The 19493-nt window shown below is 58.0% G+C and carries 19 protein-coding genes; 17 read left to right on the forward strand and 2 right to left on the reverse strand.

The genetic code is table 11. From position 1 onward, the window contains the following. The first annotated feature begins 90 nt into the window (after positions 1 to 90). The 10 genes from AC3Y7R_RS15260 (at position 91) to AC3Y7R_RS15305 (ending at position 9421) form a co-directional block, all read left to right on the forward strand. Positions 91 to 1353 (forward strand): Zn-dependent hydrolase, encoded by a 1263-nt coding sequence (locus AC3Y7R_RS15260; RefSeq protein WP_490042924.1) that lies wholly within the window; start codon positions 91 to 93, stop codon positions 1351 to 1353. Beyond that, a complete protein-coding gene (locus tag AC3Y7R_RS15265; protein WP_490042925.1) occupies positions 1350 to 2042 on the forward strand; it encodes a hypothetical protein in 693 nt (230 codons plus the stop codon). Before AC3Y7R_RS15260 ends, AC3Y7R_RS15265 begins: the two co-directional genes overlap by 4 nt. Before the next feature lies 1 nt (position 2043). Next, positions 2044 to 2805 (forward strand): endo alpha-1,4 polygalactosaminidase, encoded by a 762-nt coding sequence (locus AC3Y7R_RS15270; RefSeq protein ID WP_490042926.1) that lies wholly within the window; start codon positions 2044 to 2046, stop codon positions 2803 to 2805. 28 nt (positions 2806 to 2833) lie between these two features. Then, complete coding sequence (gene hydA / locus AC3Y7R_RS15275; RefSeq protein ID WP_490042927.1) at positions 2834 to 4297, forward strand: dihydropyrimidinase; 1464 nt, start codon at positions 2834 to 2836, stop codon at positions 4295 to 4297. Positions 4298 to 4408: 111 nt separating this feature from the next. Further along, positions 4409 to 4603, forward strand: a complete 195-nt coding sequence (locus AC3Y7R_RS15280; protein ID WP_490042928.1) for a hypothetical protein — start codon at positions 4409 to 4411, stop codon at positions 4601 to 4603. 23 nt (positions 4604 to 4626) lie between these two features. Next, on the forward strand, positions 4627 to 5418 hold the full coding sequence (locus AC3Y7R_RS15285; protein ID WP_490042929.1) for an ABC transporter ATP-binding protein: 792 nt from the start codon (positions 4627 to 4629) through the stop codon (positions 5416 to 5418). Positions 5419 to 5684: 266 nt separating this feature from the next. After that, complete coding sequence (locus AC3Y7R_RS15290; protein WP_490042930.1) at positions 5685 to 6599, forward strand: ABC transporter permease; 915 nt, start codon at positions 5685 to 5687, stop codon at positions 6597 to 6599. Beyond that, positions 6596 to 7441: an ABC transporter permease gene (locus AC3Y7R_RS15295; RefSeq protein ID WP_490042931.1), complete on the forward strand. Its 846-nt coding sequence runs from the start codon at positions 6596 to 6598 to the stop codon at positions 7439 to 7441. The genes AC3Y7R_RS15290 and AC3Y7R_RS15295 overlap by 4 nt, the downstream gene beginning before the upstream one ends. A gap of 36 nt (positions 7442 to 7477) precedes the next feature. Further along, complete coding sequence (locus AC3Y7R_RS15300; RefSeq protein WP_490042932.1) at positions 7478 to 8458, forward strand: ABC transporter substrate-binding protein; 981 nt, start codon at positions 7478 to 7480, stop codon at positions 8456 to 8458. Between the two features lie 75 nt (positions 8459 to 8533). After that, positions 8534 to 9421, forward strand: coding sequence for a serine hydrolase domain-containing protein (locus tag AC3Y7R_RS15305; protein ID WP_490042933.1), 888 nt, complete (start codon positions 8534 to 8536; stop codon positions 9419 to 9421). On the opposite strand, the gene ppk2 is transcribed toward AC3Y7R_RS15305, so the two are convergent. Then, positions 9418 to 10308: a polyphosphate kinase 2 gene (gene ppk2 / locus AC3Y7R_RS15310; protein WP_490042934.1), complete on the reverse strand. Its 891-nt coding sequence runs from the start codon at positions 10306 to 10308 to the stop codon at positions 9418 to 9420. The genes AC3Y7R_RS15305 and ppk2 overlap by 4 nt on opposite strands. 140 nt (positions 10309 to 10448) lie before the next feature. Between ppk2 and AC3Y7R_RS15315 the strand changes: the two genes are divergently transcribed. The 5 genes from AC3Y7R_RS15315 (at position 10449) to ccmI (ending at position 15569) form a co-directional block, all read left to right on the forward strand. Continuing rightward, the gene (locus AC3Y7R_RS15315; protein ID WP_490042935.1) at positions 10449 to 11297 is read left to right on the forward strand and encodes an EamA family transporter; all 849 of its coding nucleotides are present in this window, start codon (positions 10449 to 10451) and stop codon (positions 11295 to 11297) included. Between the two features lie 112 nt (positions 11298 to 11409). Then, positions 11410 to 13404 (forward strand): heme lyase CcmF/NrfE family subunit, encoded by a 1995-nt coding sequence (locus tag AC3Y7R_RS15320; RefSeq protein WP_490042936.1) that lies wholly within the window; start codon positions 11410 to 11412, stop codon positions 13402 to 13404. 4 nt (positions 13405 to 13408) lie between these two features. Next, complete coding sequence (locus AC3Y7R_RS15325) at positions 13409 to 13951, forward strand: DsbE family thiol:disulfide interchange protein (RefSeq protein WP_490042937.1); 543 nt, start codon at positions 13409 to 13411, stop codon at positions 13949 to 13951. Beyond that, a complete protein-coding gene (locus AC3Y7R_RS15330; RefSeq protein ID WP_490042938.1) occupies positions 13948 to 14421 on the forward strand; it encodes a cytochrome c-type biogenesis protein in 474 nt (157 codons plus the stop codon). The genes AC3Y7R_RS15325 and AC3Y7R_RS15330 overlap by 4 nt, the downstream gene beginning before the upstream one ends. Further along, positions 14418 to 15569, forward strand: a complete 1152-nt coding sequence (gene ccmI, locus AC3Y7R_RS15335; protein WP_490042939.1) for a c-type cytochrome biogenesis protein CcmI — start codon at positions 14418 to 14420, stop codon at positions 15567 to 15569. Before AC3Y7R_RS15330 ends, ccmI begins: the two co-directional genes overlap by 4 nt. Here the strand turns inward: ccmI and AC3Y7R_RS15340 are convergent. Beyond that, positions 15566 to 17614 (reverse strand): protein-disulfide reductase DsbD family protein, encoded by a 2049-nt coding sequence (locus AC3Y7R_RS15340; RefSeq protein ID WP_490042940.1) that lies wholly within the window; start codon positions 17612 to 17614, stop codon positions 15566 to 15568. The genes ccmI and AC3Y7R_RS15340 overlap by 4 nt on opposite strands. 143 nt (positions 17615 to 17757) lie before the next feature. Between AC3Y7R_RS15340 and AC3Y7R_RS15345 the strand changes: the two genes are divergently transcribed. Together AC3Y7R_RS15345 and AC3Y7R_RS15350 are read left to right on the forward strand one after the other, a co-directional pair. After that, positions 17758 to 18483: a DsbA family protein gene (locus AC3Y7R_RS15345; RefSeq protein WP_490042941.1), complete on the forward strand. Its 726-nt coding sequence runs from the start codon at positions 17758 to 17760 to the stop codon at positions 18481 to 18483. 17 nt (positions 18484 to 18500) lie between these two features. After that, positions 18501 to 19487 carry a type I glyceraldehyde-3-phosphate dehydrogenase gene (locus tag AC3Y7R_RS15350; protein WP_490042942.1) on the forward strand — a complete coding sequence of 329 codons (987 nt, stop codon included), beginning with the start codon at positions 18501 to 18503 and terminating at the stop codon, positions 19485 to 19487. Positions 19488 to 19493: the final 6 nt, after the last annotated feature.

Consider the following 19493-nt stretch of genomic DNA (forward strand, 5'->3'; position numbering starts at 1 on the left):
CGACGGTTTATTCAAGGGGAATCCTTGACAGTCCAAGGACCACTGGTAGCCTTCCTTTGACCGTGTGGTCAAATACGGGGGGAGACACCAATGACATCATCTGGAGCGGCACCGGGCGAAAACCTTAAGATTGATGGCGCTCGGCTGTGGGACAGCTTGATGGCGATGGCCAAGATTGGCCCCGGTGTGGCTGGTGGCAACAATCGCCAAACCCTGACCGACGAGGATGGCGAAGGGCGCGCCCTGTTTCAACGCTGGTGCGAGGCGGCTGGCTGCACCATGGGGCTGGACCAAATGGGCAATATGTTCGCGCGGCGCGAGGGCACTGATCCAGCGGCGTTACCGGTTTATGTTGGCTCTCACCTCGACACGCAACCCACGGGCGGCAAATACGATGGCGTATTGGGTGTGCTTGGCGGGTTGGAAATCATCCGATCCCTTAATGACCTGAATATAAAGACAAAACACCCTATTGTAGTGACCAATTTTACCAATGAGGAGGGCACGCGATACGCGCCTGCGATGCTGTCCTCGGGTGTGTTTGCTGGTATTCACACGCAGGATTGGGCCTACGATCGGACCGATGCCGAGGGCAAAAAGTTCGGTGCCGAGCTGGACCGTATTGGCTGGCGTGGCGAGGAAGAGGTTGGCGCGCGCAAGATGCACGCCTTCTTTGAATTGCACATTGAGCAAGGCCCGATTTTGGAGGTGGAGAACACTGAAATTGGCGTCGTGACCCATGGCCAAGGGCTGAGTTGGACGCAATTGACCATCACGGGCAAAGACAGCCACACCGGCTCAACCCCGATGCCGATGCGTAAAAATGCAGGGCTGGGCATGGCTCGGGTGCTGGATTTGGTGGATGAAATCGCCTGGTCCCACGCACCCCATGCGGTGGGGGCGGCGGGCCATATCGACGTCTTCCCGAACTCGCGCAATGTGATCCCCGGCAAGGTGGTTTTCACTGTCGATCTACGCTCGCCCGACCTGAGCGTGATCGAGGATATGGAGAAGAGGCTGGCCTCTGGCGCGCAGAAAATTTGCGACGAAATGGGGCTGGGGTTGGAGCTGGAAAAAGTCGGCGGCTTTGATCCTGTCACCTTTGACGAGGGCTGCGTAAGCGCCGTGCGTGGCGCGGCAGAGCGGCTTGGATATTCCCACATGAACCTGATCTCCGGGGCGGGCCATGATGCGTGTTGGATCAACCGCGTGGCACCGACGGCGATGATCATGTGCCCCTGCGTTGACGGGCTAAGTCATAACGAGGCCGAAGAAATTAGCCCTGAGTGGGCCGAGGCCGGGGCGAATGTTTTGTTCCATGCTGTCGTTGAAACAGCGGAGATCGTTGGTTGAAATTTCTAAGCGCCTTTATCGTTTTTGTCGGGTTTGCGCTGTCGGGATGTGACGTTGCCCCAAGTGGGCAATCCATTCGTCCCGGCGTTGGATCCGAGGTTGATTTGGACGCGGCCAAGCCGCCATCGGGCGTGACATATCGCTTTGCACTATCGACTGAGGGCGCGCCTTTTTCCGCCGAAATGTCCCTAAGATCGCGACAGCGCAGCGCGACCCGATACACCTACACTGGCATGATGACCCTGACCTTGCCTGATGTGGAAAACTTGGAAGACATCTCTAAAGTTGTGGCCAAAACCCTTGGAAAATCACCTGTGCGCGTAAAGGGAAACCAGTTGTTTGTCCCTATCGGGCTGACGGCTGACAACAGGTTTCGTGCCGTGAAGTCGAACATCCTTTCAGACGTCACCGAATTTGCACCCCATGACTGCTTTGCTGTTCTGGGCGCATGCCGCCATACATCGACGGACAAAAGCGGTCGGTCGGTATCATTGCTCACGATGACAACCGAAGAGGCCGGGGTTTGGCACGCCAAGACGAAACTTGACCCAAAAGCAAACAACAAAGGGATCAAGCAGTCGCCCCGCCATGCCGTCTTCTCAATCGACAAAAATGCGGTCTTGATTGACATGGTGATGTCGCGGGGCATCGGAGCACAGCGCAGCAACTTCTCAATCCGGAGGAAATAACATGATGACATGGCTCTCTTCAGCCCTGACCCTACCGTTCGCGATTTTCGTCATCGGCGGCGCGCAACCGGCCCATTGGGACTGGCAATTGACCGAGCCGTTGGACCTGTCTGTGCGGGTCTCATTGTTGATCACCGACATGGATGGGGTCAGCCCAGAGGACGTGGCTGAGCTCAAAGCCCGAGACGTGAAACCGATCTGTTATATCAGTGTTGGCACCCGCGAGGAGTACCGTGAGGATGCCGCCGCTTTTCCGAGCGAGACTATTGGCAAGGCTTTGGGGAATTGGCCCGATGAGGTCTATATCGACATTCGGCAGCCCCAAATTATGCAGATCATGCACGCGCGCATTGATCGCTGCGCAGCCATGGGGTTTGTCGGGATGGAGGGGGATAATATTGACCTTCATGACAGCGAGAGCGGCTTCCCGATCACAGAGGGTGACACGGTAAAATATGTGCGTGAGCTGGCCAGATATGCCCATAGAAAGGGGCTGATATTCGGGCAGAAAAATGCGCCAGAGTTGATACCGGATTTGGTTGAGGACGCAGATTTTTTGCTGCTAGAACAGTGCTTTGAATATGAATTTTGCAAAGATGCAAAGCCATATTTAGACGCGGGCAAGGATGTTCTGGCGGTCGAATATTCTGCGGCAAATCTGGATTGGGATAAAATTTGTGACCAAGGGAATGCGTTGGGTCTTCATCTGCTTCTCAAGGATCGCGAAGTAACTGCGGGCGGCAAAGCGTGCTCGAAAAACTGACAAACAGACCAATAGGGGGACATCGCAAATGAGCAAAGTTATCAAAGGCGGCACGATCGTGACGGCCGATCGAAGCTGGCAGGCGGATGTGCTGATTGAGGGCGAGAAAATCGCTGAAATTGGCGAGAACCTGAAAGGTGACGAGGTGATTGACGCCGAGGGTGCGTATGTGATCCCCGGCGGCATTGACCCGCATACCCATCTGGAAATGCCCTTCATGGGCACCACCGCCGCCGAGACATTCGAGAGCGGCACCTTCGCCGCGGCTGCTGGTGGCACGACGATGCTGGTGGATTTTTGTCTGCCCGGTGAGGATGGCAGCTTGCTGAATGCGATTGATGCTTGGGACCGCAAATCGCGTGACCAGATTTGCACCGATATCTCGTACCACATGGCAATCACCGACTGGAACGAGACTATTTTCAACGAGATGGACGACGTTGTTAACAAGCGCGGCATCAACACGTTCAAGCATTTTATGGCCTATAAAGGCGCGTTGATGGTCGAGGATGATGAGCTATACGCCTCATTCCGGCGTTGTGCGGAGTTAGGCGCCTTGCCGCTGGTTCATGCCGAGAACGGCGATATCGTGCAGGAGTTGCAGCAAAAATATCTGGCCGAGGGCATCACTGGGCCAGAAGGCCACGCCTATTCACGCCCCCCTGAACTTGAAGGCGAAGCTGCCAACCGCGCCATCATGATTGCTGACGCTGCCGGCACGCCGCTCTATATTGTGCATGTGTCGTGCGAACAGGCCCATGAGGCGATCCGGCGTGCGCGCCAAAAGGGGATGCGGGTCTATGGCGAGCCGCTGATACAGCACCTGACGCTGGATGAGAGCGAGTATTTCAACAAAGATTGGCAGTACGCCGCGCGCCGCGTAATGTCGCCGCCGTTCCGCTCCAAAGATCATCAAGCGTCGCTTTGGGCGGGGCTGGCTTCGGGGTCATTGCAAGTTGTAGCCACGGATCATGCGGCCTTTACCGATAAGCAAAAACAAATGGGCCTTGATAATTTCACCACCATTCCAAATGGCACTGGCGGGCTGGAGGAGCGCATGGCGATGCTCTGGACCACGGGGGTTGAGACGGGCCGCCTAACGCCTGAGGAATTCGTCGCTGTGACTTCGACTAATATCGCCAAAATTCTCAATATCTATCCGTTAAAAGGCGGTATTGCGGTGGGCGGGGACGCTGATATCGTAGTCTGGGATCCGACGATCAGTCGCGAAATTGCCGTGAGCACACAAAAATCTATTATCGATTACAATGTGTTCGAGGGCATGACCGTTACGGCGCAACCGCGCTATACCTTGTCGCGTGGGGAAGTGGTTTGGGCTTACGGCCAAAATTCGCAACCGCAGCCGGGACGTGGTAAATTCGTGCGTCGCCCGGCCTTTGCCAGCGGCTCCAAGGCGCTGAGCCGTTGGAAGGCGCTGAACACGCCGCGCAAGATAGAGCGCAACCCTTTGAACATCCCGTCTGGCGTATAATGGTTAATTTTATGAACAATAACGTCCAAAATGCCCGGATCAGGCCACAAAATCGCCAAAATGCATTGAGAAAACCCTTGCCACAGACAGGACAGGCAGAGGGGTTTACACATGCAAGTTCTCTTAACGAAAGTACTATTGGTTCTGGCGCTGGCGCTTTTGGCGGTTGGCACATGGATCAACGAGGTGGCGATTGCCGACGCAATGTTCATTTTTGCAGCATTCGCAATCGGCGGCGTTTGGTCGAAATACAGTGCGGCATCAGTCGCGACTGGCGATTTGGCGGAAGATGCAACACCTGCATAACCCGTATCGCGGGGCCATTCTGAATGGCCTCAAATGTTGCTTCACCTGTCATTTCAGCCAAGTCGCTTGATCTGACTTTTCAAACCGCCGATGCGCCGGTCCACGCGTTGAAAGACGTATCGCTGGACATCCAGCAAGGTGATTTTGTTAGCTTTATCGGCCCGTCAGGCTGTGGCAAGACGACATTTTTGCGCTGCATTGCGGGGTTAGAAACACCCACTGGCGGCACTCTAACTGTTAACGGGATGAGCGCCGACGAGGCCCGCCGCGCGCGCGCCTATGGCTATGTGTTTCAGGCGGCTGGCCTGTATCCATGGCGCTCTATTGCGGGCAATATTAAGCTTCCTTTGGAAATTATGGGCTACTCGAAAGCCGACCAGAATGAGCGTGTCGCACGGGTTCTGGAGCTTGTAGAGTTGTCTGATTTTGGCAAAAAATTCCCGTGGCAATTGTCTGGGGGGATGCAGCAACGTGCCTCCATCGCGCGCGCGCTGGCGTTTGATGCGGATATTTTGCTGATGGACGAGCCATTCGGCGCCCTTGATGAAATCGTGCGTGACCACCTGAACGAGCAACTGCTGGAGCTGTGGGCGCGAACCCAAAAGACCATTGCCTTTGTGACGCACTCAATCCCTGAGGCCGTGTATCTCTCTACCAAGATCGTGGTGATGAGCCCGCGACCGGGCCGTATCGCGGATGTCATTGAAAGCCCGTTACCGAAAGAGCGGCCTCTAGATATTCGCGACAGCCCCGAGTTTATAGAGATCGCCCACCGGGTTCGTGAAGGACTTAGGGCAGGGCATAGTGATGAGTGATCAAAAATGCTCATGGCGTATTGCGCCCCGACCAAAGCAGCCGAGGCGCAGGAATGTAGATGCCGTCGCACCCCATCACCGTTCACGGCCATCGGCTTCCCAGCCTGTTCCGCAAAGAAACTCTACCCGTTGGTTGGTTAGCGTGACGTTAATCCCATCATTGTTCTTTAAATATCCAATTCCAACGCGGGCCTCAGCTCGGCTTGGTCGGCGTTGGATTGCCTCCGGCGGGGATATTTGTGGAACAATGATAGGGAGGGGGGCGCATGCGTAATCTAGGGCCTATCTTGACTGTCGTGGCCGCGATTTTTGCGTTTTGGTATGCGGCAGTGCCGTTCATGAACGTGAAAGAAACGCTGACTAGCTTGGAGCGCGCGGGGGCCGTGGTCACGCCAGACAATCCGATTGAGCGGCGCGATGCTTCTGCTTTTGGCCTGGTCTTTGCAAATAGCTTTTCCATTCCAGCCACCTATGCGCAGGACCGCCCACGACTGCCTGCACCGCATCAAATAGCGCGCGACCTTTGGGAAACCACGGTGATGAAGAAAGTCACCTCTAAGCGGTCATTGGTTTATCATGGCTGGATCACCTTAAGCGCGACCCTGTTGGGCTTTGCTATCGGTACGGGGGCCGGGATTTTGCTGGCCGTGGGCATTGTGCACAGCCGCGCGATGGATATGAGCGTCATGCCTTGGGCGATTGCCTCGCAGACCATTCCGATCCTTGCCATTGCGCCGATGATCATTGTGGTTCTCAACTCGATCGGCGTTCAGGGCCTGATCCCCAAGGCCATTATCTCGGCCTATCTGAGCTTCTTCCCCGTCGTTGTGGGCATGGTTAAAGGGCTGCGTGCGCCGGATGGGATGCAACTGGATTTACTCAAAACCTACAATGCTTCCAAAGGCCAAGGCTTCTGGAAGCTGCGCTTGCCCGCTTCTATGCCCTATCTGTTTACCTCGCTTAAAATTGGGGTGGCGGCGGCCTTAGTCGGGGCCATCGTGGCCGAGTTGCCTGCGGGCGGTGCGCGCGGTCTTGGCGGGCGGATGCTGACTGGCAGCTACTATGGGCAGATGGTCCAAATCTGGTCCGCCTTGGTTTTGGCGGCGCTGATGGCTGCAAGTTTGGTGCTGTTTATCGGCTTCATCCAAAAGCGGGTGCTTAGACGGATGGGGTTGGTATGATGTTGGTTGTCATAGCCCTGATTTTCTGGCTGTCCATGTGGGCGCTCAATGTCCGGCTGGCCAATGGCCCCTATGCGAAGACCCGCGCCATAGGCCTGTTGGTTCCAGCTATTTTTGGCCTGACGCTTTTGAGCGTTTGGGAGCTGCTGGTGCGTGGCCTAGGTGTGCCCTTGGTTATTTTGCCTGCACCGAGCCAAGTGGTCGCGACGTTCCTGCGCGAGATTCCGACGCTTTGGCTGGATTTCAAACAGACCTTCTTGAAAGGTGCGCTGGCAGGGTATTTGATCGGCTGTGGTGCGGCATTTTTGATGGCGATACTGGTGGATCGCTACGATTTTCTAAAGCGAGGCTTGTTGCCCGTGGGCAATTTTGTTGCGGCCCTGCCGATTGTGGGAACTGCCCCGATACTGGTGATGTGGTTCGGGTTCGACTGGCAGTCCAAGGCCGCCGTTGTGGTGGTTATGGTGTTCTTCCCGATGTTGGTGAACACCGTTGCGGGGCTGCAAGAAACCACCACAATGCAGCGTGATTTGATGCGCACCTATGGGGCGGGGTACTGGCCCAGCCTAACCAAATTACGCCTGCCAGCGGCGATGCCGTTCATATTCAACGGGCTTAAAATTTCAACGACCTTGGCGCTGATCGGCGCGATTGTGGCCGAGTTCTTTGGCTCTCCGACGATGGGGATGGGGTTTCGCATCTCAACTTCGGTGGGGCAATTGGCGCTGGATATGGTCTGGGCCGAGATCGTGGTGGCGGGGCTTGCGGGCTCGGCCTTTTACGGGGTGGTGGCGATGGCAGAAAAGTCGGTCACATTCTGGCACCCGTCACAGCGGAAATAACAATGCGTATAATAAACCAACCTGGAGGAAGATAAGATGAAACAGCTACTTATGAGCGTCGCGGCACTTGCCATGGCGACGGCAGCCAATGCCGCCGATGAAGTGAAGTTGCAACTGCAATGGGTCACGCAAGCCCAGTTTGCGGGCTATTACGTGGCCTTGGATAAAGGCTTCTACGAGGCCGAAGACCTTGACGTAACCGTGCTGGCAGGTGGGCCCGATATTGCCCCGCCACAAGTACTGGCTGGCGGCGGTGCTGATGTCATGCTGAACTGGATGCCGTCCGCGCTGGCGGCGCGCGAAAAAGGGTTGGCCGTGGTTAATATCGCGCAGCCGTTCAAGACATCCGGCCTGATGCTGACTTGCTGGAAAGACACCGGCATCAAAAGCCCGCAGGACTTCAAGGGCAAAACCATCGGCGTGTGGTTCTATGGCAATGAGTACCCGTTCCTGAGCTGGATGAGCCAAGAAGGTATCTCCACTGATGGCGGCGCGGATGGTGTCACTGTGCTGAAGCAAGGCTTCAATGTAGACCCGCTGTTGCAACGCCAAGCCGACTGCATCTCGACCATGACCTACAACGAATACGGCCAAGTCTTAGATGCGGGCGTGTCCGAGGATGAGCTGGTGACTTTCAAGTATGAAGACCAAGGCGTCGCCACGCTGGAAGATGGTATTTACGCATTGGAAGAGAACCTCAAAGACCCGGCCTTCAAGGATAAGATGGTCCGCTTCGTGCGTGCCTCAATGAAGGGCTGGAAATACGCCGAGGCGAACCCGGATGAAGCGGCTGGCATTGTGCTGGAGAACGACGAATCCGGCGCGCAAACCGAGGCGCACCAAAAGCGTATGATGGCAGAGATTGCCAAGCTGACAGCAGGCTCTAACGGGGCGCTGGACGAGGCCGACTTTAAGCGTACAGTGGCAACATTGCTGGGCGGCGGTTCTGACCCGGTTATCAGCAAAGAACCGGTGGGCGCGTGGACGTCCGAGATCACTGATCTGGCGTTGAAATAGGCCTGAGCCTTTGAAAGTAAAGCAGGTGGGCGTGCAAATGCCCACCTCGCGCAGAGCGGATTGGGGTGCAATCTTATGATACTTTATTCGCATGTTATCGACGCGTCCGGGCGCGAGAAAAGCTTTGGAAACCCCGATGCGCTGTTCCCATATTGGAGCTTCACGAAGACGGCGATTGCGCTTTGTGGCTACCGGCTGGCACAAAGTGGGGTGCTCGATTTGGACGCCGAAATTGAGCAGCAGCCCTATAGTTTACGTCAACTTTTAAATCACAGTGCGGGCGTGCCCGAATACGGGCAATTGGCGCAGTATGGCTGTGATGTCGAGGCCCGTGCGCCCGCTTGGTCGCGTGCAAAAATGATAAAGAATGCCCGCCCTGATGATCTGCTGTTTAAGCCGGGCGAAGGTTGGGCCTATTCCAACATCGGCTACATGTTTGCATCTGAACAGATCGCGCGCGCGGCAGGGCGCGAGATTGGTGTGCTGATCGACGAAATATTGTGCAAACCCTTGGGGCTCGCGAGCATTTCTATGGCTAAAACCCAAGCGCAATTTGCCAAGATACATTGGCCGCAGGGGGCTGGATATGATCCGGCTTGGGTGTTTCATGGCTGCCTGATTGGCACCGCAGCTGACGCGGCGCGGCTGCTACATGCGGTGTTTGCGGGGCAGGTCGTTGATCTCGATACATTGGCGCAGATGAGCGATGATATCCCCTTGGGTGGCCCAATAGAGGGGCGGCCTTGGACGCGTTGTGGCTATGGCGCGGGGTTGATGATCGGTGAGGTTGGCTCTGTTGGCCGCACTCTTGGCCATTCCGGCGCAGGACCGTTTTGCGTTAACGCTGTTTACCATTTTCCTGACATGGAAACCCCGCTTACAGTGGCCAGCTTTGCGGCTGGCTGTGATGAAGGGGTGGCAGAGCATGAGGCCGTAAGGCTGGCCTCATGCGGGGTGCTTTAAGTTTTACGTGCTTTGGGATGCATCGAGGCGGCCAAAATATGGCTCGTGTCATGCAACACCGACTCGGCCTGATGGAAAATTTTCGGGTCAGGTGGCGTCGCGGCCTCCAAGTCCTTGTCCGGATAGTCCAGCTGCCACAAGAAATGCTTGATGCAGGTCAGTCGGGCGCGTTTTTTATCGTTCGATTTGATCACCGTCCAAGGCGCGTCAGCGGTGTCTGTGTAGAAGAACATCGCCTCCTTGGCCTCGGTATAGTCGTCCCATTTATCAAAACTTGCGCGGTCAACTGGCGATAGTTTCCACCGCTTCAAAGGATCGGTTTCGCGCGAGGCAAAGCGGCGCTTTTGCTCCTCTTGGGTGACGGAGAACCAGTATTTGAACAGCTTGATGCCGCTGCGCACCAACATCCGTTCAAAATCGGGAGTTTGGCGCATGAATTCCAAGTATTCGGCTGGCTCGCAGAAATTCATCACCCGCTCAACACCCGCGCGATTGTACCACGAGCGGTCATAGAGAACCATTTCGCCCTCGGTGGGCAGGTGCTTGATATAGCGCTGGAAAAACCACTGCCCGCGCTCTTCGTCAGAGGGTTTGTTCAAAGCCACCACCCGCGCGGCGCGTGGGTTCAAATGCTCGGTGAACCGCTTGATCGTGCCGCCCTTACCGGCAGCATCGCGGCCTTCAAACAACAGCACAAATTTCTGGTTTGTCTCTTGAACCCAGTGCTGAACCTTCAGCAACTCCACCTGTAGGGCAGCCTTTTCTTTCTCGTAGGTTTTACGATCCAGCTTTTCCTTATAGGGGTATTCCCCTTGCTCAAAACCGGTAATGGAATGAGACGGCTTCTCGGGCTTAGGGGGGGTGGGGTTTGCATCTTTAGTGGTCATATGATCTTTCAATTTAAATGTGTGAACTGTCGCGCTTTATGAGCGCTTAGACACTAACGTAAAATTACCCCAGCCCGCCTTGATATGGATCAATTCGGTTAACGCTTGCGGGGGGGGTAAATGCTGCCTAGCCTTACACTATGACATCTATTGTTTTCCTTGCGGTTATAACAGCAGCCTTGTTGCATGCCGTGTGGAATGCGCTGGTAAAGAGCGGGACGGATAAACGGCTGAATATGGCGGGGGTGGTGATTGGGCATTTGCCGCTGGCGCTGCCGATGTTGATGTTTGTGCCTGCGCCGGACCCGGCCAGCTATCCCTATATCCTTGCGGGCATCGCGCTGCACTTTGGCTATCAGATGTTCTTGCTGGGCAGCTACAAGATAGGCGACCTGACACAAGTCTACCCGATTGCGCGCGGGGTTGCGCCCTTGCTGGTCGCGGCCGTGTCTGTCGCGATCCTTGGGGTGGATTTGTCAGGCGGGGAATTACTGGCAATCGGCACGATCGCCGCGGGCATTTTAAGCATCTCACTGGTGCGCGGGGCTGACGGGGGGCGCAACCACCGCGCCACGGTGATGGCCCTGACAACGGGGTGTTTCATCGCCAGCTACTCGCTTGTGGATGGGCTGGGCGCGCGGGTTGCGGGTACGGCATTGGGCTATTACGCGTGGCTGGGTATTGCCAATGCGGTCATTTTTGCGGGGTTTATGGCCGTGACCACGCCGCAAGTGTTGCGTGATTTGCCACGACGCGGCTTGAAAGTCTTCCTGATCGGCGGCTCGGCATCATTTGCGGCCTATAGCTTGGTCATGTGGGCCTTCACCCAAGCGCCGATTGCCCTAGTCACCGCCCTGCGCGAAACCTCGATTATCTTTGCGCTGTTGATTGGCGTGTTCCTTATGGGCGAGCGGCTGAGCCTTGGCAAAGTTGTCTCGACCATGGTGACTTTGCTGGGGGTTGCACTGCTCCGGATCACCCGCTCCTAGGGCGAGGCGCACTAAATAGTGAAGCAGTAGGGTCAACGCGTCGCGCCCCCGCCGCTTGACCTTTGTGCAGGCTTCACCCCATCTAGGGTCAACTCTTTAAACAGGCAGACCCATGATCCCTGAACTCGGACAATTTGCTCTCTCTTTGGCATTGGTTGCGGCACTGGTGCAAAGCGTGTTGCCCATGCTCGGGGCTGCGCGCGGTAATGCGTTGTGGATGCGCTCGGCGCAGGCCAGCTCTTTGGTGCAATTCGTGCTGATTGCCTTTGCATTCAGCGCGTTGATGCGCAGCTATATCGTGTCAGATTTCACCGTGTTGAACGTGGTGAACAACTCCCACTCGCTCAAGCCGATGCTCTATAAAGTTGCGGGAACTTGGGGCAATCACGAGGGCTCCTTGCTGCTCTGGGTGTTCATCCTTGCAGGCTTCGGTGCGGCGGTGGCCTTTTTCGGGCGCAACATTCCGATGGCTTTAAAGGCGCGGACCTTGGCGGTGCAGGCGTGGATTTCCGTGGGGTTCATCAGCTTTATGGTGTTTACGTCGAACCCGTTTACACGGGTTTTTCCGCCCCCCTTGGACGGCAAAGACCTGAACCCGCTGCTGCAAGACATCGGCCTCGCGATCCACCCCCCGCTGCTCTATGTCGGCTATGTGGGCTTCTCGATCGTGTTCTCTTTCGCCGTCGCCGCCCTGATTGAGGGGCGCGTAGATCCGGCTTGGGCGCGTTGGGTGCGCCCGTGGACTTTGGCCGCGTGGACATCGCTGTCGGCAGGGATCGGGCTCGGCTCGTGGTGGGCCTATTACGAGCTGGGGTGGGGTGGCTGGTGGTTCTGGGATCCGGTCGAAAATGTCTCGTTCATGCCGTGGTTGCTGGGCACTGCGCTGTTGCATTCCGCCATCGTGACCGAGAAGCGCGACACCTTCAAAAGCTGGACCATTTTGCTGGCCATCTTGACGTTTTCTCTGTCGCTGTTGGGCACGTTTATCGTGCGCTCTGGCCTGCTCACATCCGTGCATGCCTTCGCCGTTGATCCCGAACGGGGCATTTACATTTTGGGGCTGCTTTTTGTCTCTATCGGCGGCTCTTTGGCGCTGTTTGCATGGCGCGCGCCTGCTATGGAAGGCGGCGGCTTGTTCGCACCGGTGTCACGCGAGGCGGGGCTGCTCATTAACAACCTGTTGCTGGCCACCGCCACCGCCACCGTGCTGTTTGGCACCCTTTATCCGCTGTTTCTAGAGGCGGTCACGGGCGACAAAATTTCTGTCGGCCCGCCGTTCTTTAACGCAGGCTTCATTCCGATTGTCCTGCCGTTGCTGGTGGTCATGGGGATCGGGCCGTTTCTGTCGTGGAAACGCGCCGATTTGCCCGGTGTTTTGTCCCGCTTGAAACTGGCGTTTGCGCTGGCTGCCATCGCCGCTTTGGTGGTTTGGTATTTGTCTACCGGAGGTCCGGTCTTGGCGATTGTAACGCTGGCCATCGCGGTCTGGTTGCTGGTCGCCACCGCGCAGGAATGGACCAAGCGCGTGAAGCTGTTTCAACCCGGCGCGCTGGCACGCATTCGCCGCCAGCCACGCGCCTCGCATGGCATGACACTGGCCCATATTGGGCTGGCAGTGTTGGTCATGGGGGCGACCGGATCGTCAGCTTGGAAAGAAGATATCGTGGTGTTTGCGGATCCCGGCACACAGATTGAAATTGCGGGTTTCGATCTGACGTTCGAGGGCGTGGAACGCCAACGCGGCCCCAACTACATCGCCCAAGTCGCGACCCTGAATGTGACCCGCAACGGCCAGTTTGTCACCAAGCTGTACCCGGAGCGGCGGGTCTATCCGGCAGCCGGTTCCTCGACCACCGAGAGCGCCATTCGTCAAACTCTGGCGGGGGATCTTTATGTCTCGATTGCAGAACCCGCAGCGGAAGGGGCCAAAGGATCATGGACCCTGCGCGCCCTGTACGAGCCACTGGTGAACTGCCTGTGGATTGGTGTCACTTTGCTGGTTCTGGGTGGGGGCTTGTCGCTCTCTGACCGGCGCCTGCGCGTTGGTGCACCTAGAAAGTCACGTCAGAAACCCAAAGCCCCCGTGGGCGCCACACCGGCGGAGTAAGCCAATGAAACGATTGCTTTTTGCGCTGCCTCTGGTGGTGGCTCTGATCATAGGCGGGTTCTCAATCTGGGGCCTGTCGGGCGGGCGCGACCCGTCCTCGATCCCGTCTGTGCTGATTTCGCAGCCGGTGCCTGCGCTGGATTTAGCCCCTGTTGCCGGGGTAGATCGCCCCGGGTTCAGCACCGCTGATTTGTCCAAAATCGAGGGCATCAAGCTGCTTAATGTCTTCGCCTCTTGGTGCGGCCCGTGCCGTGCAGAGCATCCGGTTTTGACGCGCCTCGCCGCAGAGCAAGGCCTGACGTTGATAGCCATCAACTACAAAGACAAACCTGAGGCAGCGGCCAAATGGCTGGCGGAATTGGGTAATCCATATCTGGCCATTGGGTCCGATTATTCAGGGCGTGCGGGTATTGATCTTGGCATCTCGGGTGTGCCGGAAACATTCATCATCGACGCGGAAGGTATCATCCGCCACCGCTTTGCAGGCCCGGTTGTGGGTGATGGCCTGAGGCGGTTCAAGGACGCTTTAGCTGAGGTTTCCCAATGATCCGTGCCGCTCTCATGACTGTCATTTTGTTGGCCAGTAGCCCCGCGTTTGCGGTGGAGCCGGATGAGGTGTTATCCGACGTCGCACTGGAGCAACGCGCCCGCATTATTTCCACCAATGTGCGCTGCGTGGTGTGCCAAAACGAGCCGATCGATAGCTCCAATGCGGGCGTTGCCCGTGACCTGCGCGTCTTGATCCGCGAACGCCTTGTGGCGGGCGATACAGACCAGCAAATCTATGATTTTCTGGTGCTGCGCTACGGTGATTTTGTGCTGTTCAAGCCGCCCTTCAAGCCGTCCACCTACGCGCTATGGCTTGGGCCTTTCGCCATCCTGTCTTTGGGTGGAATTGCGGTGGCGTTCTCGCTGTCACGAGGGCGACGTAAACCGTCTACTAAGGACACCCAGCTGAGCGCTGATGAGGAAGTGGCCTTGGCCAAACTCATGACTGATGAGGACGCTAACACATGATTTTTTGGGCCTTCGCCGCTGTATTCGCAGGGGTAACGACGCTGGCGTTCTTGTGGCCTCTTTTGCGCCACTCGGATGGAGCACTGGACCGTGCTGATGGCGCGATCGCCATCTTTCGTGACCAGTTGGGTGAGGTCGATCGCGACATGGAACGCGGGCTGATTTCCGAGGCCGAAGCGGCCAACGCACGGGTCGAAATTAAGCGGCGAATGATCGCGGCCGACCGCACGCGCAGCGCGGCATTCAAGGATGGCTCTGCGGGGCGTGGCCTGTTGATCGCCTTCGCCTTGGCAACCCCTTTGGCGGGGGCCGCGCTTTATATGCAATTGGGCGCGCCGGGCGTTGCATCTGTGCCCTTCAAAGACCGTGAAGCCGAGCAAAAAGAGGCTCAAAACCTCACCAAACTGACCGCACAATTGCGCAGTAAACTGGAGAGCGAAGCCGATGGCGGCGAGACCCGCGGTTGGGACTTGCTGGCGACGACCTATTCGAACATGGGCCGCTTTGGCGATGCCGCCTATGCGTATTCGCAGATCGTTAACCGCGAAGACGCCACCTCGGCCACATGGTCGCAATACGCCGAGGTGTTGATTTCTGCCGAGAACGGCGTGGTCACCAAACTTGCCGAGGAGGCCATCTCTAAGGCGTTGGAACTTGACCCTAACAACCCCGCGGGCACCTACTACCGCGCGGTTGCTCTGGATCAAGCGGGCCAGACATTGGACGCGCGCACGATGTTGCTTGCGCGTATCGCACAAGAGCAAGCAGAGGTGCCTTGGATGGCGGTTTTCCTGCGCGAAGCCAATCGCATGGGGGCGGGGTTCAACCTTGATCTTGTCGCACTTCCGGACTTCCCCGACGCGCCGCGGGGGCCAACTTCGGGCGACATCGCCGCCGCGTCGGATTTGTCCGAGGAGGAGCGCCAAGATTTCATTCGCAACATGGTCGGGAACTTGGCGGCGCGCCTAAAAGACGAGCCGGGCAACCTGAAAGGCTGGCTGCAACTGGCCCGTGCCTATAGCGTTCTGGGGCGTGATGAGGATGCTTTGGCGGCGCTACATAGCGCCAAAAAACTCACCGATAACTTGCCCGAGGATGACCCGCAAAGGCTGGCGGTTGAGCAGGGGCTGAAGGCGCTCGGGAACTAGAGCCGCGCCGCCGCAATCGCCTCTATCACCGCGTCTTTGGTCAAAAACTCTGGCAAAGCAATGCCTTGCGGCGCGCTCGGCCCATAGACGATGTTGAACGGGATGCCGAAACGTCCGTTGGCTTTGAGGTAGGATAAGATCTGCGGATTGGGCTGGGTCCAGTCGCCGCGCATGGCGGTAATGCTGCTCTGCGCCAGTAAATCCGCGATCACGTCGCGGTCCAACACGCGGGCCTTATTGGCTTTGCAGGTCAGGCACCAAGTCGCGGTCACATCGACAAACACCACTTGGCCAGCCGCCACGGCGGGCGCAATGGCGTCGATATCCAAGGCGGCCCAATTCGCGGTCTGGGGGATGGCTTGCGGGGCGGGTTGCACCACAATTGGCACAATCGGGGCGGCAAGCATCAAGGCTGCGGCGCCCCATGATCGGGCGGAGCTTCGACGGGAGGCCAGCATCGCCAAAAGGCCCGCGGCGATCAGCGCAAACAAGACCAATACGACCGACCAGCCGGCCACGCGCAGCAAAACCACGCCCAGCCAAAGTGCGGTCATGCCAAGTAACACGGCCATGACCCATTTGACCCGCACCATCCATGCACCGGGTTTTGGCAGGGCTTGCACCAGTGACGGGCGCGCAGCCACAAGCAGATAAGGCAGGGCCAGCCCCAAGCCGAGGGCCGTGAAAATAACCATCGCACTCGCTGCACTTCCCGCCAGCGCAAAGGCCACGGCAGTGCCCAGAAACGGGGCGGAGCAAGGCGTCGCCAACACGGCCGCCAGTGCTCCGGTGGCGAAATCGCCCAGCAGGCCGGTGCCGCCCTCCATATTCGACACCGAGGTGTTGAACCGCTGGGGCAGGGTGATTTCGAACAGCCCCGCCATATTGGCGGCGAAAGCTGCGATCAGGGTGATCATCAGCCCCAAGAATATCGGGTTTTGGAATTGCACGCCCCAGCCGATTTGCCCGCCACTTGCGCGGATGGACAGCAGCACGCCCGCCAGCGCCCACATGAAGGCCATGACGCCCAAAGCCGAGACCAGAAAGCCCGTGCGGATGCGGGTCGCAGATTGGTCGCTGGACTTCAGCGCCGAGGAGAACTTCACCGCCAGAACGGGCAAGACGCAGGGCATGATGTTTAGAATTAAACCGCCCAGCAGGGCAATTAGCGCGATCCACCACAGGCTGGCCGTGCCCGCGCCCGTGTTAGATGCGAGTGGTTTCAGGCTTGGGTAGATGGCCAAAAACTTGGCGGCGCGCGCCCCGTCGCTGACCGTGATCTCGAACGGCTCGATGCTCGCGGGTGCGGCCAGAACTGGCAAGGTGGCGACAAATGATTTGCGGCCCTTGGAATAGGTGAATTCAGGCGCGCCAAAGGCGGCATCCGCGCCCATATCGGGGAAGAGCTGAACTTGAGCGCCAAACGAGTCAGTGCTGTCTATCGCGACTTGCAACTCAGTGGCATCCGGCGATAACCAGAACCGTGGGTTGCTCATGCCCGCATCGCCCACTGTGGTGGGGACCTTGGCCGCCGCCTGCGCAATTTTCATGGCCGAAGCGCTATCAATGCCGCCGTTGCCCGCCAGTAATGTCACCGATAAATCAATCATTTCGGGGATGCACAACTCGGCGCAGACCAAGATGTTCGCCGATAGGTTTATCACCGCAGCGCGGCCCGGATCGGTCAGCATTAACTGGATCGGGAACGTCACCGCTTTGGCGTAGCCGTAGTTCTCAATATCAAAGGCTTCAAAGCGGGTCGGGGCGGGGTAAAGCAGCTTTGCGTCGCTGATGTTTGCCGAGCCGGACCAGTCCAGATCTGGCGCATAGCCCACAGCGCCGGGGGCTTTCCAGTAGGTTTTCCAGCCCTCAGCCAGCTCCAACTGCAAGGCCACCGATACGGTGCCAGCATTCGGCGTCACCGCGTTCTCAGCAGTGATCAGCCGTGCGGTGACCCGCTCGTTTTGAAACGCGAGCGAGCTTGCCGCAAAAACGGGCTGAATGGCGCTGAGCAACAAGGCGATCAGGATGGTGAGTATTTTCATGCCCCCTCGTCCCCCGCATGGGCGATAAAAGCAAGGGGGTGCGCGTGGTTTTCACTGCCTCGTGATGGGCAAAGGTTTGACAATCCGCTCGCGGCATATCACGGTCGCGTCAACTCACTTCCGGCCGCCAAGGAGCCCGCGCCATGATCCGTTTCACCACCACGACCGCCCTTGCACTTTGCCTTGCCGCGACCAGTGCCCCCGCCGAGAGCCTGTCACGCGAGCAGATGCAGGAATTGGTGCTGGAGACGATCCGCGAGAACCCCGAGATCGTGATGGAAGCCATCGAGACCCTGCAAGCGCGCAAGGAGCAGGCCGAGACAGATCAGGCCAAAGCCTTGCTGGTGGCCAACCGTGGCGCATTGGAGCAGGACCCGAACGCGCCGGTGCTTGGCAATCCCGATGGTGACGTCACCATCATCGAATTTTTCGACTATAATTGTGGCTATTGCCGCCGCGTGTTCGGCGATGTCGAGAAGCTGATCAAGGCGGATGAAAACCTGCGGGTTGTTGTGCGCGAATGGCCCATATTGGGCGAGGAAAGTGTCTATGCCGCAAAGGCGTCACTGGCCTCGCGCAATCAAGGGAAATACGCAGAGTTTCACGTCGCCCTGATGAAAAACAGTGGCCGCGCCAATGAGGCTTCGGTTTTGCGGATAGCAGCCGAGCTGGGCATGGATGTGGACCAGCTTCAACGCGACATGGAGGCCCCCGAGGTCGCCGCTCACCTGCAAACCAGCCACCAGCTGACACAGGCTTTCGGGCTGAATGGCACCCCTGCGTTTATCTTTGGTGAGGAGCTGGTTCCGGGGGCGATTGACCTTGAGCAAATGCAAGAGTTGGTCGCGCTGGCCCGCGAAACCGGCTAGAAAATCGGGCGGGCGAGATGGCAAAAATTGCAATCAATGGCTTGGGGCGCATCGGGCGCTCTATCTTAAGGCTTTTGACCACGACACCGGCGGGGCAGGGCTTTGAGATCGTCGCGCTTAACGATATCGCGCGCCCTGAACTCTGCGCCTACCTGTTGAAGCACGACAGTGTGTTCGGCCAGTTCCCCGGCGACGTCAGCCATGACGAGATGTCGCTGAGCATCAACGGCGTGCGCTACCCGTTAACCGATGCGCCAGACCTGTCCGACATCACCTTGGGCGGCGTTGATCTGGTGTTGGAATGCACCGGCAAGGCCAATGATCGCGCATTTGCCGCGCGCGGGGTGCAAGCGGGGGCTGCGCGCGTGTTGATTTCGGGGCCATGCCCAACAGCCGATCAAACGGTGGTGTTGGGGGCCAATGACGCGGAACTAAGGGGGCAGGAAATCATTTCCTGCGCATCCTGCACGACCAATGCGCTGGCTCCACTGGCGCGGGTGATTGATGACGCTTTCGGGCTGGTGACCGCCCATATGACCACGATCCACTGCTACACGGGGTCGCAGCCCACAGTCGACGCCCCGCGCGGTGATCTGGTGCGCTCGCGTGCGGCGGCGTTGTCTATGGTGCCGACCACCACCTCGGCGGGGCGGCTCACCGACTTGGTGTTGCCCGATCTGGCGGGGCGCATCTTTGCGACCTCGGTGCGGGTGCCAACGGCATCGGTCTCGGCAATCGACATGAGCTTTCAGGCGCAACGCCCTTTCAGCGAAGCGAAAATCAACGAGGCCTTAAAAGCGGCCAGGGGGGCCATCATCGGCACCACTGACGAGCCGCTGGTCTCGTCAGATCTGCGCGCGCGCCCCGAGAGCATCATCATGGCGCTGCCCGAGACCCACGTCACCCAATCGGGCGGTATGGCGCGGGTGTTCGGCTGGTACGACAATGAGTGGGGCTTTTCCAACCGCATGATCGACCTCGCGCGGCGTATGACGCAGTTGTGAGTTTGA

The sequence above is a fragment of the Litoreibacter sp. genome (assembly GCF_058136045.1).

What these genes read in the sequence shown, in the direction of transcription:
- AC3Y7R_RS15320 (WP_490042936.1), top strand. Translation starts at nt 11,410, where the DNA reads ATGATCCCTGAACTCGGACAATTTGCTCTCTCTTTGGCATTGGTTGCG.
- AC3Y7R_RS15280 (WP_490042928.1), top strand. Translation starts at nt 4,409, where the DNA reads ATGCAAGTTCTCTTAACGAAAGTACTATTGGTTCTGGCGCTGGCGCTT.
- AC3Y7R_RS15325 (WP_490042937.1), top strand. Translation starts at nt 13,409, where the DNA reads ATGAAACGATTGCTTTTTGCGCTGCCTCTGGTGGTGGCTCTGATCATA.
- AC3Y7R_RS15260 (WP_490042924.1), top strand. Translation starts at nt 91, where the DNA reads ATGACATCATCTGGAGCGGCACCGGGCGAAAACCTTAAGATTGATGGC.
- AC3Y7R_RS15270 (WP_490042926.1), top strand. Translation starts at nt 2,044, where the DNA reads ATGATGACATGGCTCTCTTCAGCCCTGACCCTACCGTTCGCGATTTTC.
- AC3Y7R_RS15285 (WP_490042929.1), top strand. Translation starts at nt 4,627, where the DNA reads ATGGCCTCAAATGTTGCTTCACCTGTCATTTCAGCCAAGTCGCTTGAT.
- ppk2 (WP_490042934.1), bottom strand. Translation starts at nt 10,308, where the DNA reads ATGACCACTAAAGATGCAAACCCCACCCCCCCTAAGCCCGAGAAGCCG.
- AC3Y7R_RS15290 (WP_490042930.1), top strand. Translation starts at nt 5,685, where the DNA reads ATGCGTAATCTAGGGCCTATCTTGACTGTCGTGGCCGCGATTTTTGCG.
- AC3Y7R_RS15300 (WP_490042932.1), top strand. Translation starts at nt 7,478, where the DNA reads ATGAAACAGCTACTTATGAGCGTCGCGGCACTTGCCATGGCGACGGCA.
- AC3Y7R_RS15345 (WP_490042941.1), top strand. Translation starts at nt 17,758, where the DNA reads ATGATCCGTTTCACCACCACGACCGCCCTTGCACTTTGCCTTGCCGCG.
- hydA (WP_490042927.1), top strand. Translation starts at nt 2,834, where the DNA reads ATGAGCAAAGTTATCAAAGGCGGCACGATCGTGACGGCCGATCGAAGC.
- AC3Y7R_RS15305 (WP_490042933.1), top strand. Translation starts at nt 8,534, where the DNA reads ATGATACTTTATTCGCATGTTATCGACGCGTCCGGGCGCGAGAAAAGC.
- AC3Y7R_RS15315 (WP_490042935.1), top strand. Translation starts at nt 10,449, where the DNA reads ATGACATCTATTGTTTTCCTTGCGGTTATAACAGCAGCCTTGTTGCAT.
- AC3Y7R_RS15340 (WP_490042940.1), bottom strand. Translation starts at nt 17,614, where the DNA reads ATGAAAATACTCACCATCCTGATCGCCTTGTTGCTCAGCGCCATTCAG.
- AC3Y7R_RS15350 (WP_490042942.1), top strand. Translation starts at nt 18,501, where the DNA reads ATGGCAAAAATTGCAATCAATGGCTTGGGGCGCATCGGGCGCTCTATC.
- AC3Y7R_RS15330 (WP_490042938.1), top strand. Translation starts at nt 13,948, where the DNA reads ATGATCCGTGCCGCTCTCATGACTGTCATTTTGTTGGCCAGTAGCCCC.
- AC3Y7R_RS15295 (WP_490042931.1), top strand. Translation starts at nt 6,596, where the DNA reads ATGATGTTGGTTGTCATAGCCCTGATTTTCTGGCTGTCCATGTGGGCG.
- ccmI (WP_490042939.1), top strand. Translation starts at nt 14,418, where the DNA reads ATGATTTTTTGGGCCTTCGCCGCTGTATTCGCAGGGGTAACGACGCTG.